Source organism: Streptococcus gingivalis, from assembly GCF_035544715.1.
Classification (GTDB): domain Bacteria; phylum Bacillota; class Bacilli; order Lactobacillales; family Streptococcaceae; genus Streptococcus; species Streptococcus gingivalis.
Genome location: NZ_JAYKTO010000002.1, coordinates 381,349 through 397,500, shown reverse-complemented (window position 1 = coordinate 397,500; position 16,152 = coordinate 381,349). Strand labels below are relative to the sequence as shown.

Annotated in this window: 26 protein-coding genes, 1 tRNA gene and 2 rRNA genes (1 of these 29 only partly in view); all 29 read right to left on the bottom strand. The window is 41.5% G+C overall.

Annotation, left to right across the window (positions count from 1 at the left end; all coding sequences use genetic code 11):
• A 23S ribosomal RNA gene (locus SM122_RS08315) occupies positions 1-72 on the bottom strand; it reaches 2,832 nt to the left of the window's first position.
• Between the two features lie 124 nt (positions 73-196).
• Positions 197-269, bottom strand: a tRNA-Ala gene (locus SM122_RS08310).
• A 53-nt stretch (positions 270-322) separates the two neighbouring features.
• Positions 323-1,870: ribosomal RNA gene (locus SM122_RS08305) — 16S ribosomal RNA — on the bottom strand.
• The 16S and 23S rRNA genes sit together here with 1 tRNA gene alongside, the layout of an rRNA operon.
• Before the next feature lie 256 nt (positions 1,871-2,126).
• Positions 2,127-3,401, bottom strand: a complete 1,275-nt coding sequence (locus SM122_RS08300) for a glutamate-cysteine ligase family protein (RefSeq protein WP_272111121.1) — start codon at positions 3,399-3,401, stop codon at positions 2,127-2,129.
• A 259-nt stretch (positions 3,402-3,660) separates the two neighbouring features.
• On the bottom strand, positions 3,661-4,047 hold the full coding sequence (gene rplQ, locus SM122_RS08295) for a 50S ribosomal protein L17 (RefSeq protein ID WP_003002399.1): 387 nt from the start codon (positions 4,045-4,047) through the stop codon (positions 3,661-3,663).
• 11 nt (positions 4,048-4,058) lie between these two features.
• Positions 4,059-4,997 (bottom strand): DNA-directed RNA polymerase subunit alpha, encoded by a 939-nt coding sequence (locus tag SM122_RS08290; protein WP_003009635.1) that lies wholly within the window; start codon positions 4,995-4,997, stop codon positions 4,059-4,061.
• Positions 4,998-5,042: 45 nt separating this feature from the next.
• Positions 5,043-5,426 carry a 30S ribosomal protein S11 gene (gene rpsK / locus SM122_RS08285; RefSeq protein WP_003002390.1) on the bottom strand — a complete coding sequence of 128 codons (384 nt, stop codon included), beginning with the start codon at positions 5,424-5,426 and terminating at the stop codon, positions 5,043-5,045.
• 23 nt (positions 5,427-5,449) lie between these two features.
• A complete protein-coding gene (gene rpsM, locus SM122_RS08280) occupies positions 5,450-5,815 on the bottom strand; it encodes a 30S ribosomal protein S13 (protein ID WP_003009631.1) in 366 nt (121 codons plus the stop codon).
• Between the two features lie 17 nt (positions 5,816-5,832).
• Positions 5,833-5,949 carry a 50S ribosomal protein L36 gene (gene rpmJ, locus SM122_RS08275; RefSeq protein ID WP_001808836.1) on the bottom strand — a complete coding sequence of 39 codons (117 nt, stop codon included), beginning with the start codon at positions 5,947-5,949 and terminating at the stop codon, positions 5,833-5,835.
• A 23-nt stretch (positions 5,950-5,972) separates the two neighbouring features.
• Entirely contained in the window at positions 5,973-6,191 is a 219-nt protein-coding gene (gene infA, locus SM122_RS08270; protein WP_001029883.1) for a translation initiation factor IF-1, read from the bottom strand.
• 116 nt (positions 6,192-6,307) lie between these two features.
• Complete coding sequence (locus SM122_RS08265) at positions 6,308-6,946, bottom strand: adenylate kinase (RefSeq protein ID WP_009732030.1); 639 nt, start codon at positions 6,944-6,946, stop codon at positions 6,308-6,310.
• Between the two features lie 96 nt (positions 6,947-7,042).
• Positions 7,043-8,353, bottom strand: coding sequence for a preprotein translocase subunit SecY (secY, locus tag SM122_RS08260; protein WP_023920186.1), 1,311 nt, complete (start codon positions 8,351-8,353; stop codon positions 7,043-7,045).
• Positions 8,354-8,365: 12 nt separating this feature from the next.
• Positions 8,366-8,806 (bottom strand): 50S ribosomal protein L15, encoded by a 441-nt coding sequence (rplO, locus tag SM122_RS08255; protein ID WP_003002405.1) that lies wholly within the window; start codon positions 8,804-8,806, stop codon positions 8,366-8,368.
• A gap of 145 nt (positions 8,807-8,951) precedes the next feature.
• Complete coding sequence (rpmD, locus tag SM122_RS08250; protein ID WP_002894509.1) at positions 8,952-9,134, bottom strand: 50S ribosomal protein L30; 183 nt, start codon at positions 9,132-9,134, stop codon at positions 8,952-8,954.
• Positions 9,135-9,148: 14 nt separating this feature from the next.
• Complete coding sequence (gene rpsE, locus SM122_RS08245; protein ID WP_003009617.1) at positions 9,149-9,643, bottom strand: 30S ribosomal protein S5; 495 nt, start codon at positions 9,641-9,643, stop codon at positions 9,149-9,151.
• 17 nt (positions 9,644-9,660) lie between these two features.
• Positions 9,661-10,017: a 50S ribosomal protein L18 gene (gene rplR / locus SM122_RS08240; protein WP_003010871.1), complete on the bottom strand. Its 357-nt coding sequence runs from the start codon at positions 10,015-10,017 to the stop codon at positions 9,661-9,663.
• 83 nt (positions 10,018-10,100) lie between these two features.
• On the bottom strand, positions 10,101-10,637 hold the full coding sequence (gene rplF, locus SM122_RS08235; protein WP_049492183.1) for a 50S ribosomal protein L6: 537 nt from the start codon (positions 10,635-10,637) through the stop codon (positions 10,101-10,103).
• A 194-nt stretch (positions 10,638-10,831) separates the two neighbouring features.
• On the bottom strand, positions 10,832-11,230 hold the full coding sequence (gene rpsH / locus SM122_RS08230; RefSeq protein WP_003010897.1) for a 30S ribosomal protein S8: 399 nt from the start codon (positions 11,228-11,230) through the stop codon (positions 10,832-10,834).
• A 212-nt stretch (positions 11,231-11,442) separates the two neighbouring features.
• A complete protein-coding gene (locus SM122_RS08225; RefSeq protein WP_001085699.1) occupies positions 11,443-11,628 on the bottom strand; it encodes a type Z 30S ribosomal protein S14 in 186 nt (61 codons plus the stop codon).
• Positions 11,629-11,645: 17 nt separating this feature from the next.
• Positions 11,646-12,188, bottom strand: a complete 543-nt coding sequence (rplE, locus tag SM122_RS08220) for a 50S ribosomal protein L5 (protein WP_003009606.1) — start codon at positions 12,186-12,188, stop codon at positions 11,646-11,648.
• Positions 12,189-12,211: 23 nt separating this feature from the next.
• Entirely contained in the window at positions 12,212-12,517 is a 306-nt protein-coding gene (gene rplX, locus SM122_RS08215) for a 50S ribosomal protein L24 (RefSeq protein ID WP_003002315.1), read from the bottom strand.
• 74 nt (positions 12,518-12,591) lie between these two features.
• Positions 12,592-12,960 carry a 50S ribosomal protein L14 gene (gene rplN, locus SM122_RS08210; protein ID WP_003002384.1) on the bottom strand — a complete coding sequence of 123 codons (369 nt, stop codon included), beginning with the start codon at positions 12,958-12,960 and terminating at the stop codon, positions 12,592-12,594.
• Positions 12,961-12,985: 25 nt separating this feature from the next.
• Entirely contained in the window at positions 12,986-13,246 is a 261-nt protein-coding gene (gene rpsQ / locus SM122_RS08205; RefSeq protein ID WP_000440801.1) for a 30S ribosomal protein S17, read from the bottom strand.
• Between the two features lie 23 nt (positions 13,247-13,269).
• Complete coding sequence (gene rpmC / locus SM122_RS08200; protein ID WP_003002350.1) at positions 13,270-13,476, bottom strand: 50S ribosomal protein L29; 207 nt, start codon at positions 13,474-13,476, stop codon at positions 13,270-13,272.
• A 9-nt stretch (positions 13,477-13,485) separates the two neighbouring features.
• A complete protein-coding gene (rplP, locus tag SM122_RS08195) occupies positions 13,486-13,899 on the bottom strand; it encodes a 50S ribosomal protein L16 (protein ID WP_000960947.1) in 414 nt (137 codons plus the stop codon).
• A 3-nt stretch (positions 13,900-13,902) separates the two neighbouring features.
• A complete protein-coding gene (gene rpsC / locus SM122_RS08190) occupies positions 13,903-14,556 on the bottom strand; it encodes a 30S ribosomal protein S3 (RefSeq protein WP_003002336.1) in 654 nt (217 codons plus the stop codon).
• 12 nt (positions 14,557-14,568) lie between these two features.
• A complete protein-coding gene (rplV, locus tag SM122_RS08185; RefSeq protein WP_000818139.1) occupies positions 14,569-14,913 on the bottom strand; it encodes a 50S ribosomal protein L22 in 345 nt (114 codons plus the stop codon).
• An 11-nt stretch (positions 14,914-14,924) separates the two neighbouring features.
• Positions 14,925-15,206, bottom strand: coding sequence for a 30S ribosomal protein S19 (gene rpsS / locus SM122_RS08180; protein WP_000533766.1), 282 nt, complete (start codon positions 15,204-15,206; stop codon positions 14,925-14,927).
• A 96-nt stretch (positions 15,207-15,302) separates the two neighbouring features.
• A complete protein-coding gene (gene rplB / locus SM122_RS08175; protein ID WP_000512900.1) occupies positions 15,303-16,136 on the bottom strand; it encodes a 50S ribosomal protein L2 in 834 nt (277 codons plus the stop codon).
• Positions 16,137-16,152 lie beyond the last annotated feature (16 nt).

Genomic DNA, 16,152 nt, shown 5'->3' with positions numbered 1-16,152 from the left:
TTCGTCGTTTGTCACGTCCTTCTTCGGCTTCTAGTGCCAAGGCATCCACCGTGCGCCCTTATTAACTTAACCTTATTTTTGGTCTTACGACCTAAACTCTTTAAATATTTACAGCGTTTCGGTTTATTTTTCTTGTTACTATTTGATATAGATATTCAATTTTCAATGTTCAAACTTAACACTACTAAAGTGTTAATGGAGCCTAGCGGGATCGAACCGCTGACCTCCTGCGTGCAAAGCAGGCGCTCTCCCAGCTGAGCTAAGGCCCCACAAGACCTCTCAAAACTAAACAAGACCAACGTACAGGTTTCCATTTCCTTAGAAAGGAGGTGATCCAGCCGCACCTTCCGATACGGCTACCTTGTTACGACTTCACCCCAATCATCTATCCCACCTTAGGCGGCTGGCTCCAAATGGTTACCTCACCGACTTCGGGTGTTACAAACTCTCGTGGTGTGACGGGCGGTGTGTACAAGGCCCGGGAACGTATTCACCGCGGCGTGCTGATCCGCGATTACTAGCGATTCCGACTTCATGTAGGCGAGTTGCAGCCTACAATCCGAACTGAGACTGGCTTTAAGAGATTAGCTTGCCGTCACCGACTCGCGACTCGTTGTACCAGCCATTGTAGCACGTGTGTAGCCCAGGTCATAAGGGGCATGATGATTTGACGTCATCCCCACCTTCCTCCGGTTTATTACCGGCAGTCTCGCTAGAGTGCCCAACTGAATGATGGCAACTAACAATAGGGGTTGCGCTCGTTGCGGGACTTAACCCAACATCTCACGACACGAGCTGACGACAACCATGCACCACCTGTCACCTCTGTCCCGAAGGAAAACTCTATCTCTAGAGCGGTCAGAGGGATGTCAAGACCTGGTAAGGTTCTTCGCGTTGCTTCGAATTAAACCACATGCTCCACCGCTTGTGCGGGCCCCCGTCAATTCCTTTGAGTTTCAACCTTGCGGTCGTACTCCCCAGGCGGAGTGCTTAATGCGTTAGCTGCGGCACTGAGTCCCGGAAAGGACCCAACACCTAGCACTCATCGTTTACGGCGTGGACTACCAGGGTATCTAATCCTGTTTGCTCCCCACGCTTTCGAGCCTCAGCGTCAGTTACAGACCAGAGAGCCGCTTTCGCCACCGGTGTTCCTCCATATATCTACGCATTTCACCGCTACACATGGAATTCCACTCTCCCCTTCTGCACTCAAGTTAAACAGTTTCCAAAGCGTACTATGGTTAAGCCACAGCCTTTAACTTCAGACTTATCTAACCGCCTGCGCTCGCTTTACGCCCAATAAATCCGGATAACGCTCGGGACCTACGTATTACCGCGGCTGCTGGCACGTAGTTAGCCGTCCCTTTCTGGTAAGTTACCGTCACAGTGTGAACTTTCCACTCTCACACTCGTTCTTCTCTTACAACAGAGCTTTACGATCCGAAAACCTTCTTCACTCACGCGGCGTTGCTCGGTCAGACTTCCGTCCATTGCCGAAGATTCCCTACTGCTGCCTCCCGTAGGAGTCTGGGCCGTGTCTCAGTCCCAGTGTGGCCGATCACCCTCTCAGGTCGGCTATGTATCGTCGCCTTGGTGAGCCGTTACCTCACCAACTAGCTAATACAACGCAGGTCCATCTGGTAGTGGAGCAATTGCCCCTTTCAAATCAACATCATGCAATGTCGACTGTTATGCGGTATTAGCTATCGTTTCCAATAGTTATCCCCCGCTACCAGGCAGGTTACCTACGCGTTACTCACCCGTTCGCAACTCATCCGCTCGGTGCAAGCACCAAGCTTCAGCGTTCTACTTGCATGTATTAGGCACGCCGCCAGCGTTCATCCTGAGCCAGGATCAAACTCTCATTAAAATAATTGTTTGTCTTAAACTCATTCTGTCACTGACAGATTTATTGTTTTTTTATTGTTCAGTTACTATAACTTTCGTTATAGCGCCCTGCACATTGGTTCGTCTTGTTCAGTTTTCAAAGGTCTTTGTCGCTCTCGCGCGACAACTATATTAGTATATCATGACCTGATCTTACTGTCAATACTTTTTCTCAAAAAATTTTATTTTTTTGAAAGTTTTCTTGAAGGTGCTAAGAAAAGCCTGTATTACAGGCTTTTCTATCCATTCAGTTCTTTGTTGATAATTAGAAATGTTTCTTCCCCGTAGCCTCTTTTGATCAAACCTGCTCTAGCCATGTCTATTAGGTCTTTTGAAAAGGATTGGATAGTTTCTTCTTCCTTTTCGCTTAGAATTTTCTTTGAATATTTCTTTCTAAGTTTTCTATAGTCCTGTTTTTCATTTTTGAGAAATGAACAATGTTCTAAATAGTTTTCCAAGTTTTCTAACTGTACAAATAGGCCGAGTTCAAAAGCTATTGGGGCAAAGGTTGTTTCTAATGGTTGAGTACAAACACTTCTAAATTCTACTGTCCCACGGGCAGTTAGATCCTGAAATTGGTAACTTCGATGTTGTTTTAGGTCTTCTTTTACAGGCTTAATGATTTTTTCATTACCATCAGCCGTATAGGCTGTGATTTCTTTTTGATCTAGATAGTCTTTTACTCGAATGGGTTTAAAATAATAGGATTGATCGTCTCTAGCTGCAGTAAAAATAGCTGTCCTAGCAAGATTATTAAAAAACTCTTCTTCGCTTTGATAGTCCTTAGGATAAATACCTACATTCTCCTTATAATAACCATGTAAGGATTCTTCCCAAAAAATATCTCTCGTAATCTTTGTATCCCAAGCCTCTGCTGAAAATTCTGAGTTTGAGAATAAGTATGCTTTGGCTGCTTCAATTTTATTAAATGCATTAATGATTCGTATATAGTTATCACGACGTACATCCAATTGAAGTTGGTTCCCGCATATAAAAGCTCCGTATGAAGGATAGGGGTGTGTTTTCATCCCTGTGCCATTCATTGCTAGGAAAGCCATTAACATCTTGTATCGTTCAATTTTTACTGGGCTATTATCATTTTTTTGCCACTGTGGATGGATCCCATGCCCTTGAATTTCGTGGTGATCTTCTTGCAAAATCGGTTGAATGATCTTCAAATAGGCTTCAAAGCGTTCTGCCACCTCATCTATAGAATGAGCCTTTTCAAATGCAAATTCAATCGTATTGTAACTTAGCTCGAATAGAATACGATCTTTGGAAGAGCAGTGAACCAATTGAATTGGATTTTGATCGTCATCCATTTTTTCGACTTTAAAATCTAGCAAGTTCGCTAAGGTTCGAAAAAGATTTTTCGTCACCTCTATATTGGTTTTATTTCCATTTATTTCTACAATCGGGAACTCTAATTCAACTCCGACAAAGAGCTCTGAATCCTCTTTCATATTACTGAGGTACTTCTCTTTTAGTAATTTAATTGCTTGTTGTTTTGTCATTGAATCCTTTTTCTTCTATTGGAGATATGGGTTCCATTATATCATTTTTTGCTATTCTCGACTACTCTACTCATGAAAAGCAAGACAAAACGCCTGCTTACGAAATTGTTTTAAGTTAAAGCAATTTCGTAAACAAGCGTCTACCATTCATTCAATATGATGAGTGTTCCCGCTGGGGAAAATCCCCAGCGGTAGACCAGAGCTAGACTAAGAATAACAGTGTATTCCATCATCATAACACTCAACAAAATTGATGATATTATACCAATTCGATGATAGCCATTGGCGCAGCATCACCACGACGTGGTTCAGTTTTAAGGATACGAGTATATCCACCATTGCGCTCAGCATAACGAGGTGCTAATTCAGAGAACAATTTTTGAAGTGCAGTTGTTTCTGAGTATTTACCTGTTTCTTCATCAAAGTTTTGTGATGCAACTTCGTTACGTACGAATGCAGCAGCTTGACGACGTGCATGCAAATCACCACGTTTACCCAAAGTAATCATTTTTTCAACTGATTTACGGATTTCTTTCGCACGTGCTTCAGTTGTTACAATTGCTTCATTGATGATAAGATCTGTAGTCAAATCGCGAAGCATTGCTTTACGTTGTGAGCTAGTGCGTCCTAGTTTACGGTAAGCCATGTATTCCTCCTCTATTTATCGTTTTTTAACCCAAGGCCTAAGTCGGCAAGTTTGATTTTAACTTCTTCAAGACTCTTACGTCCTAAGTTACGAACTTTCATCATTTCTGCTTCTGATTTTTCAGTCAAATCGTAAACAGTATTGATGCCAGCACGTTTCAAACAGTTATATGAACGAACTGAAAGATCTAATTCTTCGATCGTACGTTCTAAAATGCGATCATCAGAAGTTGTATCTACTTCTTTCATAACATCTGTTGCAATAGCAATTTCAGTTAAGTTTGTAAATAGATTTAGGTGTTCTGTCAAAATACGGGCAGACAAACCTAAGGCATCTTCTGGAATGATAGTCCCATTTGTCAAAATTTCAAGGGTTAGCTTGTCAAAGCCATCGTTGCTACCAACGCGAGCTGGTTCAACTTGGTAATTGACTTTTGTCACTGGCGTATAGATTGAATCTACAGCAAGTGTTCCCACTGGTGCATCATCTTTTTTGTTTTGATCAGCTGGAACATAGCCACGTCCACTGTTTACAGTAAGCGTTGCTTTCAAAGACGCTCCTTCTCCGATCGTAAATAGATAATGATCAGGGTTTACAATTTCGATGTCACTATCCGTAAGAATGTCACCGGCAGTAACTTCTGCTGGTCCTTCTACATCAAGTTCAATAATCTTTTCGTCTTGGACGTAAGATTTAACGGCGATTCCTTTAACGTTAAGAATAATTTGCATAACGTCTTCACGGACTCCTGGAACCGTATCAAATTCGTGGAGTACACCTTCAATGTTGATTGAAGTAACAGCCGCACCTGGAAGTGAAGCTAGAAGTACACGACGAAGTGAGTTTCCAAGCGTTGTACCATAGCCACGTTCAAGTGGTTCTACGACAAACACGCCATAATCTTTATTTTCATCAATTTTTGTTATATTTGGTTTTTCAAACTCAATCATTTGCTATACTCCCTCTTAAACGAAAAGCTGTGTAATTGTTGATGATTATACACGGCGACGTTTTGGAGGACGAGCACCATTGTGTGGTACAGGAGTTACATCGCGGATTGCAGTTACTTCAAGACCAGCAGCAGCAAGTGCACGAATAGCAGACTCACGACCTGAACCAGGACCTTTAACAGTTACTTCAACAGATTTAAGTCCGTGTTCTTGAGCAGCTTTTGCAGCAGCTTCTGATGCCATTTGAGCAGCAAATGGTGTAGATTTACGAGAACCTTTAAATCCAAGTGCACCTGCAGATGACCAAGCGATTGCGTTACCATGCACATCAGTAATCATAACAATTGTGTTGTTAAATGTAGCGTGAATATGAGCAATACCAGATTCGATATTCTTTTTCACACGACGTTTACGTGTTGGTTTAGCCAAGATTTTTACCTCCTTATTTTATTTTATTTTTTCTTACCTGCAATCGCAACAGCTTTACCTTTACGAGTGCGAGCATTGTTTTTAGTGTTTTGTCCACGAACTGGAAGTCCACGACGGTGACGGATACCACGGTATGAACCGATTTCCATCAAACGTTTGATGTTCAAGTTTACTTCACGACGAAGGTCACCTTCAACTTTGATTGCGTCAACTTCACGACGGATAGCATCTTCTTGATCTGGTGTAAGATCACGAACACGAATATCTTCAGAAACACCTGCAGCAGCAAGGATTTTCTTAGATGTTGGAAGTCCGATACCGTACACATAAGTCAATGAAATTACTACACGTTTGTCATTTGGAATGTCAACTCCAGCAATACGAGCCATGTTTTCTCCTTTCTATCTTATCCTTGACGTTGTTTGTGTTTTGGATTTGCTGGGCAAATTACCATAACACGACCATTACGACGAATTACTTTACAGTATTCGCAAATTGGTTTGACCGATGGTCTTACTTTCATTTTTATCCCTCCAAGTTTTTCGATTATTTAAAGCGGTATGTGATACGTCCACGTGTCAAATCGTACGGACTCATCTCCACTGTAACACGATCTCCCGCTAAAATACGAATATAGTTTTTACGAATTTTACCAGAAACTGTTGCTAAAATCTGATGTCCATTTTCAAGTTCAACCGTAAACATAGCATTCGGCATTGTATCGACTACTTTGCCTTCTACTTCAATCACATCGTCTTTTGCCACGCAAAAGTACCTCCATAAATTTCGATTCATTCCTCTGAGCACAGAGGTAACAATTATAAGTCAGACTAACTAATTGTAACACTTGTTGTCAAATATTGCAAGTGACTAAAACGTTTTTATTTCAAATTCTCTAAGACTTTTTGGATATCTTTGAAGACGTCGTTGATGTCTTGATTTCCTTCAATATCATGTACCAATCCTTTTCCACGATAATGAGCAAGAATCGGCTCACCTTGAGCAATATTTACATCCAAGCGGCGTTTCACTGTTTCTGGTTTGTCATCTTCACGTTGGTAATAGTCTTCTTCCTTGTAGTCAGCTGGTGGGTTGAATACTTTATGGTAAGTTTCACCTGTTTCGCGGTGAATAATACGACCACTCAAGCGTTCAAGAAGGCAAGATGGATCCACTTCGATATTGATTACTCCCTCAAGCTCCAAACCAAGATCAACCAAGATTTGATCCAAGGCATGAGCTTGTTCGATCGTGCGAGGAAAACCATCCAAAAGGAATCCTTTTTCCTTAATGTCGTCTTGAGCCAAACGTTCTTTTACAATCCCGTTTGTCACATCATCTGGCACCAATTCACCTTTGTCGATGAATGATTTTGCCAATACACCCATTTCAGTTTGGTTAGCCATTGCTGCGCGGAACATATCGCCGGTAGAGATATGCGCTACGTGAAACTCTTCAACGATTTTCGCCGCTTGGGTCCCCTTACCTGCTCCAGGCAATCCCATAATTAAAAGATTCATGATGAATCCTCCTTATTTTGTTTTTAAATGGAAGCAGGAGCGAATTCCTATTTCCATTTAAAAACAAAATAGAAGGCTGACAAAGTCAACCTTATTCTATTCTGTTGTTGTGTCCATAAATCCGACATACTTACGTTTTAATAAGTAGCCTTCTAATTGTTTCATTCCTTCAATACCTGTTGAAATAATGATTAACAAACTCGTTCCTCCAAGAGCAACTGCATCTGTCAAACCAAATAAATCTCGGGCTAAGATTGGAATGATAGTAATAAAGCCAAGGAATACTGATCCGACACTTGCTAAACGACGTAGCAAACGAGACATAAACTCTTCTGTTCCCTTACCAGGGCGAACACCTGGGATATAGGCACCACTCTTTTGAAGGTTTTCTGCTGTTTTTTCAGGATTGATCTGAACAAACGTGTAGAAGAACGTGAAGAGAATGATCAACAAGGCATACATAGCGACACCAGTTGGTGTGTTTGTAGCCAACATGGCTTGGGCTGTTTTCACCCATCCTGCATTGTAACCCATAGCGCTAATTACTTGGAAAATGGCAGCAGGTGCTGCTGTAATCGAACTAGCGAAGATGACAGGAATAACTCCTGCTGGGTTCACTTTTAAAGGAAGGTAAGAACTTGATGGAGCTCCTTGAGCAATCTTAGTATATTGGATTGGAATCTTGTATTGTGCTTGCTCTACAAAGGTTGTAAAGTAAACAATAACCAAGACAGCAAGGATTAATACCCCAACAAAAATAAGGGAATTGGTCATTTGACCAGAACGTACGTTCACAAATGCATTTTCATAGATTTCTTTAATCATCTCAGGAATTGATGACACAATTCCTGCAAAGATAATCATTGAAACACCATTTCCGTACCCTTTATCTGTGATTTGTTCTCCAAGCCAAGTCACAATCATGGAACCGGTTGTCAGAATTGCACCGATTAACAGATAGGTCTTGGTATTTGGAGTTGCGACTAATTTCGCCTGAGACAAGGTATGGAAGGTCGCTGTAATCCCAATGGATTGAACAAAAGCTAGAACCAAAGAAATATAGCGTGTTGCTTGGTTGAGCTTTCTTCGACCAACTTCTCCTTGTTTGCCCCATTCAACAAACTTAGGTAACAGATCCATTTGCAAAAGTTGCACGACGATCGAAGCTGTGATGTATGGGCTAACCCCTAATGCGAAAACTGAGAAGTTCCTCATAGCATTCCCAGATACTAAACTGAGCATGTTCAAGAAGGACACATCTTGAAGGTTGTTCAGAATTTTCGCATTTACACCAGGTACTGTAATCGTGGTTCCAATGCGGAAGACAAGAATGATGAAGATCGTAAACAAAATCTTCGACCGAACTTGTTTTACCTTAAATGCATCTTTTAATAATTTAAAAAACATAGGTCACCTCACTTAGATGACTTCAACTGAACCACCTTTAGCAGTGATAGCTTCTTCAGCTGATTTAGAGAATTTAGCTGCTTTAACAGTCAACTTCTTAGTCAATTCTCCGTTACCAAGAATTTTGATACCTGACTTTTCAGCTTTTACAATTCCTGATTCTACAAGTACTACTGGAGTTACTTCAGCACCATCTTCAAAGGCGTTCAATTGATCAAGGTTCACAATAGCATATTCTTTAGCGTTGATGTTTGTAAATCCACGTTTTGGAAGACGACGGAACAATGGAGTTTGTCCACCTTCAAAACCAAGACGTACACCGCCACCGCTACGAGCTTTTTGACCTTTTTGACCACGGCCAGAAGTTTTACCATTACCAGATGAAGTACCACGACCAACACGGTTGCGGACTTTACGTGAACCTGTAGCAGGTTGTAATTCATGAAGTTTCATTATTTATTTTCTCCTCTTTTGTAAATTGCTAACGCATGTAATCAGGAAAAGGTGTCCTAACTACAAACTCGCCTATACTTATATTTAGTTTTAGGGGATGAGAACTTCTCATACCCCTGAAAACTTTGTTTCTATTTTAAATAGATTATTTTACTTCTTCAACTGTTACCAAGTGAGATACAGCAGTGATCATACCACGTACTGCTGGGTTATCTTCTTTGATAACAGAGCTGTTCAATTTGCCAAGTCCAAGTGCTACAACAGTTTTACGTTGTGACGGGATGCGTCCGATTGGAGACTTAGTCAAAGTAATTTTAATTTGAGCCATTTGAATCTCCTTTCTTAAGCCAAGTCAGAAACTGAAATACCACGAAGGGCAGCAACTTCATCAGCGCGTTTCAATTGTGCCAAACCGTTAACAGTAGCACGAACGATGTTGATTGGAGTGTTTGATCCAAGTGATTTAGATGTAACATCTGCAATACCTGCCAATTCGACAACGGCACGAACTGCACCACCTGCAGCAACCCCAGCCCCTTCGATAGCTGGTTTCAACAATACACGAGCTCCACCAAATACGGATGTTACTTCGTGTGGAATTGTTGTTCCAACCATAGGAACTTCGATCAAGTTTTTCTTAGCATCTTCAACAGCCTTACGGATTGCTTCTGGAACTTCTTGAGCTTTACCAGTACCAAATCCAACACGGCCATTACGGTCACCAACAACTACAAGAGCTGCAAAACGAAGACGACGTCCACCTTTAACAACTTTTGTAACACGGTTGATGGCAACTACGCGTTCTTCAAGTTCAACTGCATTATCTTTAAATGCCATTTTCTAGTGTCCTCCTATTAGAATTTCAATCCGTTTTCACGAGCTGCATCAGCCAAAGCTTTAACACGTCCGTGATATAGATATCCACCGCGGTCGAACACCACTTCAGAAATACCTTTAGCAACTGCACGTTCAGCAACAAGTTTGCCGACAACAACGGCTTGTTCAGTTTTAGTTCCTTTTGAAACTTCTTTGTCAAGAGTTGAAGCGCTTGCGAGCGTTACACCCGCTACGTCATCAATTACTTGAGCGTAGATGCCTGTATTAGAACGGAATACGTTCAAACGTGGGCGATCAGCAGTTCCAGAGAGTTTTCCGCGAACGCGACGGTGGCGTTTTTGACGGATTTTGTTTTTATCTGGTTTCGAAATCACAATTTTCACCTCTTAATTTTAAAATCATGTGCTAAGCACTGAGTTGGTAAGATGAAGGTTGGTTGAAAAACAACCAAACTACATTATTTACCTGTTTTACCTTCTTTGCGGCGAACGTATTCACCAACATAACGAATCCCTTTACCTTTGTATGGTTCAGGTGAACGAAGGCTACGTACGTAAGCAGCTGTTTGACCAACTACTTCTTTTGAAATTCCGCTAACAACGATTGTTGTTGGGTTTGGAAGTTCAAAAGTAATTCCTTCTGGAGCTTCAACTTCGTCTGGATGTGATTTACCAACAGCCAAAACAAGTTTTGATCCTTGAAGTTGTGCACGGTATCCAACCCCGCGCATTTCAAGTTCTTTCTTGAATCCTTCTGATACACCAGTAACCATGTTGTTCAAAAGGGCACGAGTTGTTCCGTGGATTGTTTTCATTTCTTTTGAATCGTTTGGACGGTGAAGTGTTACTTCAGTACCTTCCACACGGATTTCAATATCTTTTGAGAACGTACGAGTAAGTTCTCCTTTAGGTCCTTTTACAGTTACAACGTTGTCATTGTTAGTGAGTTCAACACCAGCAGGCAACACGATAACTTTATTACCAATACGTGACATGTTTTCTATTCTCCTGTTAAATTGTCAGGCCTTTGAAGGCCAGTTTTCACGGGGTCTAAGATACTTATTTAGTTCAAAAGCTGAACTGAACACGCTCTAAGAACTGCGCAAAATAGATAAGTTGGCTTATTTGTCAACAAACTGCTCCAACTTCCTAATTTTGCTTTGTTCTTTACGAGCTTTGTATCTTGATTTTACCAAACGTAAGCGATAACTTCCCCACCAACATTCTTTTGGCGTGCTTCTTTATCAGTAAGCAAACCTTCAGAAGTTGAAAGGATAGCAATTCCAAGTCCGTTAAGAACTTTTGGAAGATCTTCACGTTTTTTGTAAACACGCAAACCTGGTTTAGATACACGTTTCAAGTTTGTGATAACTTTTTCACCGTTTTGTCCGTATTTCAAGAATACACGGATGATGCCTTGTTTGTCATCTTCGATGAATTCAACGTTTTTTACAAAACCTTCGCGTTTAAGGATTTCAGCAATCCCTTTTTTGATGTTTGATGCAGGTACTTCAAGTACTTCGTGTTTTGCTTGGTTAGCGTTACGAATACGTGTAAGGAAGTCTGCGATTGGGTCAGTCATAACCATTATAATTTCTCCTCTTACTAGTAGTTTGCAAGTTGCACTTGCTAGTTAATGATTGAGCTAGGCTCAGAAAGTTTTGATACATGCAAATGAGAACATACTCATTTGAACACGAGCTACAACCTGGGCAAAAAAGATAGATTAGATTCAGAGCTTCGTTCCGTCACCAAATCTCCTATTTTTGCTGGGGTTGTTACGCTCTTTGTATCATAGAATTACCAAGATGCTTTTGTGACACCTGGGATTTGACCTTTGTATGCCAATTCACGGAAGCAAACACGGCAAAGTTTAAACTTGCGGTAAACTGAGTGTGGACGTCCACAACGTTCACAGCGAGTGTATGCTTGAGTAGAGAACTTCGCTGGGCGTTTGTTCTTAGCAATCATAGATTTTTTAGCCATTAGTTTTACCTCCTATATTATTTTGCAAACGGCATTCCGAGGCCAGTAAGCAATGCACGTGATTCTTCGTCTGTGTTCGCTGTAGTTACGATTACGATATCCAAACCACGAGTTTTATCAACATCATCAAAGTTGATTTCTGGGAAGATCAATTGTTCTTTCACACCAAGTGTGTAGTTCCCGCGTCCATCAAATGATTTAGTTGGAACACCATGGAAGTCACGTACACGTGGAAGTGAAACTGTTACCAATTTATCCAAGAATTCGTACATACGTTCACCACGAAGGGTAACTTTTGCACCGATCGCAACACCTTCACGAAGACGGAAGCCGGCGATTGATTTTTTAGCCTTAGTGATCAATGGTTTTTGACCTGAGATCAAAGCAAGCTCTTCAGCAGCTTTTTCAAGGTTTTTAGCATTTGATACTGCATCACCAACACCCATGTTCAAAACGATTTTATCAACTTTTGGCACAGCCATAACTGATGAATAGTTGAACTGTTCAGTCAATGATGGTACTACTTCATTAAGGTATTTTTCTTTTAAACGATTAGCCATTATACTTCTCCTTTCCTTCGTGATTAGTCAAGCACTTCGCCTGATTTTTTGTTGTAGCGAACTTTTTTGCCGTCTACAAATTTGTAGCCAACACGTCCAGCAACACCGTTTTTGTCCAAAACTTGAACGTTAGAAGCATGGATTGGAGCTTCTTTTTCAACGATCGCACCTTGAGGGTTTTCGTTATTTGGACGTTGGTGTTTCTTGATGATGTTTACACCTTCTACAACAACTTTATTTACTTTTGGAAGAGCAGTAAGAACAACAGCTTCTACGCCTTTGTCTTTACCAGCGATAACGCGAACTTTGTCGCCTTTTTTTACAAACATTTTATTCTCCTTTTATTCTTACGCCCGATGGGCACCCTGGCTATGCCAGGGGACTGTGTTTGTTTTTTTATTGATTAAAGTACTTCTGGAGCAAGTGACACGATCTTCATGAAACCACCGTCACGCAATTCACGTGCAACTGGGCCAAAGATCCGAGTTCCGCGAGGAGTTTTGTCGTCACGGATGATTACTGCTGCATTTTCGTCGAATTTGATGTATGAACCATCTTTACGACGAGCACCTGATTTAGTACGAACGATAACAGCTTTTACAACGTCACCTTTCTTAACCGCACCACCAGGAGTAGCTTGTTTTACTGATGCAACGATTACATCACCGATGCTCGCGAATTTACGTTTTGAACCACCAAGAACTTTGATTGTCAAGATTTCGCGTGCGCCACTGTTATCAGCGACTTTCAAACGAGTTTCTGTTTGAATCATTTACGTTTTCTCCTTTCAGGTATGATTAGATGATGACCGCTTCTTCAACGACTTCTACAAGACGGAAGCGTTTTGTAGCTGAAAGCGGACGAGTTTCCATGATACGAACGATATCGCCTTCTTTAGCAACATTGTTTTCATCATGAGCTTTGTATTTTTTAGAATAGTTGATACGTTTACCATAGACTGGGTGGTTACGTTTAGTTTCAACTACAACTGTGATTGTTTTGTCCATTTTGTCAGACACAACGCGTCCAACAAGAACTTTACGATTATTGCGTTCCATTGAAATTCTCCTTCCCTAGTCTATTATTTAGCTTCTGATTGAACAGTTTTGATACGAGCGATTTGTTTTTTCACTTCTTTCAAACGTCCAGTTTGTTCCAATTGACCAGCAGCCGCTTGGAAACGAAGTTCAAACAATTCTTTCTTCAATTCATTTTCACGCTTCGCGAGTTCTTCTTGAGAAAGACCACGAAGTTCTTTAACAAATTCTTTTACTTCTGTAAGTTTCATGACCTCTCCTTATTCTGCTTCACGTTTCACAAATTTAGTTTTTACTGGCAATTTGTGGCTAGCAAGACGAAGCGCTTCGCGTGCGATCTCTTCAGATACACCAGCAATTTCGAACATCACTTTACCACGTTTAACTGGTGCTACCCAACCTTCAGGAGCCCCTTTACCAGATCCCATACGTACCCCGATAGCTTTAGCGGTGTATGATTTGTGTGGGAAAATCTTAATCCAAACTTTACCACCACGTTTCATGTAACGAGTCATGGCGATACGAGCAGCTTCGATTTGACGATTTGTGATCCAGTGGCTAGTTGTAGCTTGAAGACCGTATTCACCGAATGCTACTTCTTTTCCACCTTTTGCTTCACCGCGCATTTTACCACGGAATTCGCGACGGTGTTTTACACGTTTAGGTACTAACATTGGTTATTTACCTCCTTTAGCGTCTTTACGAGCTGGAAGAACTTCACCACGGTAGATCCATACTTTAACACCAAGTTTACCGTAAGTAGTGTCTGCTTCTTCCCAAGCGTAATCGATATCAGCGCGAAGTGTGTGGAGTGGAACAGTTCCTTCAGAGTATCCTTCTGCACGGGCAATATCTGCACCGTTCAAACGACCTGATACTTGAGTTTTGATTCCTTTAGCTCCAGCACGCATAGCACGTTGGATTGCTTGTTTTTGTGCACGACGGAAAGCAACACGTTGTTCCAATTGACGAGCGATTCCTTCACCAACAAGGTGAGCATCCAAGTCAGGACGTTTGATCTCAATGATGTTGATGTGTACTTGTTTACCAGTCAATTTGTTAAGAGCTGCACGAAGTGCATCAACGTTTGCTCCACCTTTACCGATAACCATACCTGGTTTAGCAGTGTGAAGAGAAACGTTAACTTTGTTTACTGCGCGTTCGATTTCAATAGTTGAAACGGCTGCGTCAGCCAATTCTTTTTGAATGAATTTACGGATTGCAAGATCTTCATGAAGGTAATCCGCGTATTCTTTTTCAGCATACCATTTGGCATCCCAATCACGGATGATACCAACACGCATACCAATTGGATGTACTTTTTGACCCACGAGTTTACCTCCTTATTTTTCTGCAACAGCTACTGTGATGTGAGCTGTACGTTTGTTGATTGGTGAAGCTGAACCTTTCGCACGTGGACGGAAACGTTTCATTGTTGGTCCTTCGTTTGCGAATGCTTCAGATACTACCAAGTTAGCTTTTTCCAAACCAAAGTTGTTTTCAGCGTTTGCTACTGCTGAGTTCAACACTTTAAGGATGATCCCTGCAGCTTTGTTTGGTGTGAATGTCAAAATAGCGATGGCATCGGCTACGCTTTTACCACGGATGTTGTCAAGAACAAGACGTGATTTACGAGGTGAAACACGCACTGTACGAGCCATTGCTTTAGCTGAAGTAATTTCTGCCATTTATGTTCTCCTTATTTTCTACGTGTCTTCTTGTCGTCTGCCGCGTGACCTTTGTAAGTACGAGTTGGTGCAAATTCACCAAGCTTGTGACCTACCATGTCTTCTTGGATGTAAACAGGTACATGTTTACGTCCATCATAAACTGCGATAGTGTATCCGATGAAACTTGGGAAGATCGTTGAACGACGTGACCAAGTTTTAATTACTTTTTTCTTTTCGTCGTTTGCTTGAGCTTCAACTTTTTTCATCAAATGCTCATCGACGAAAGGTCCTTTTTTAAGACTACGTCCCATTTTGTAATTTTCTCCTTTAAAATTTAGTACCACAGCGGCTTGCGCTGCTAGGCAGCGCTACCGAGCTGGCGGAAAGTGTAAGCTAGTTGCTTATGATTATTTTTGGTTGCGACGACGAACGATAAGTTTGTCAGATTTCGCTTTCTTGTTACGAGTTTTAAGACCAAGCGCAGGTTTACCCCAAGGAGTAGATGGCGCTTTACGTCCAACTGGTGCTTTACCTTCACCACCACCGTGTGGGTGATCATTCGGGTTCATTACAGAACCACGAACTGTAGGGCGAACACCTTTCCAGCGGTTACGTCCCGCTTTACCAAGGTTAACAAGTCCATGTTGTTCATTTCCGACAACACCAACTGTAGCACGGCAAGTTCCAAGAATCATACGAACTTCGCCTGATTGAAGACGAACAAGTACATATTTACCTTCAGAACCCAATACTTGAGCAGAAGCTCCAGCAGCACGTACCAATTCTCCACCTTTACCAGGTTTCAATTCGATGTTGTGGATCAAAGTACCAACTGGGATGTTAGCAAGTGGAAGAGCGTTTCCGACTTTGATATCTGCTTCTGGTCCTGATACGATGCGTTGACCTACTTCAAGACCTTTAGGGGCAATGATGTAAGCTTTCACACCGTCAGTGTAGTGTACAAGCGCGATGTTAGCTGAGCGGTTTGGATCGTATTCGATCGTTTTAACGACTGCTTCAACTCCATCTTTGTTACGTTTGAAATCGATCAAACGGTAATGACGTTTGTGTCCACCACCTTGGTGACGAACAGTGATACGACCGTTGTTGTTACGACCTGCTTTGTTTTTAAGAGAAACAAGCAAAGTTTTCTCAGGTGTGTTTGTTGTGATTTCAGCGAAATCCAAAGAAGTCATATTACGGCGACCGTTTGTTGTTGGTTTATAAACACGAATTCCCACGATATTTCCTCCTTAG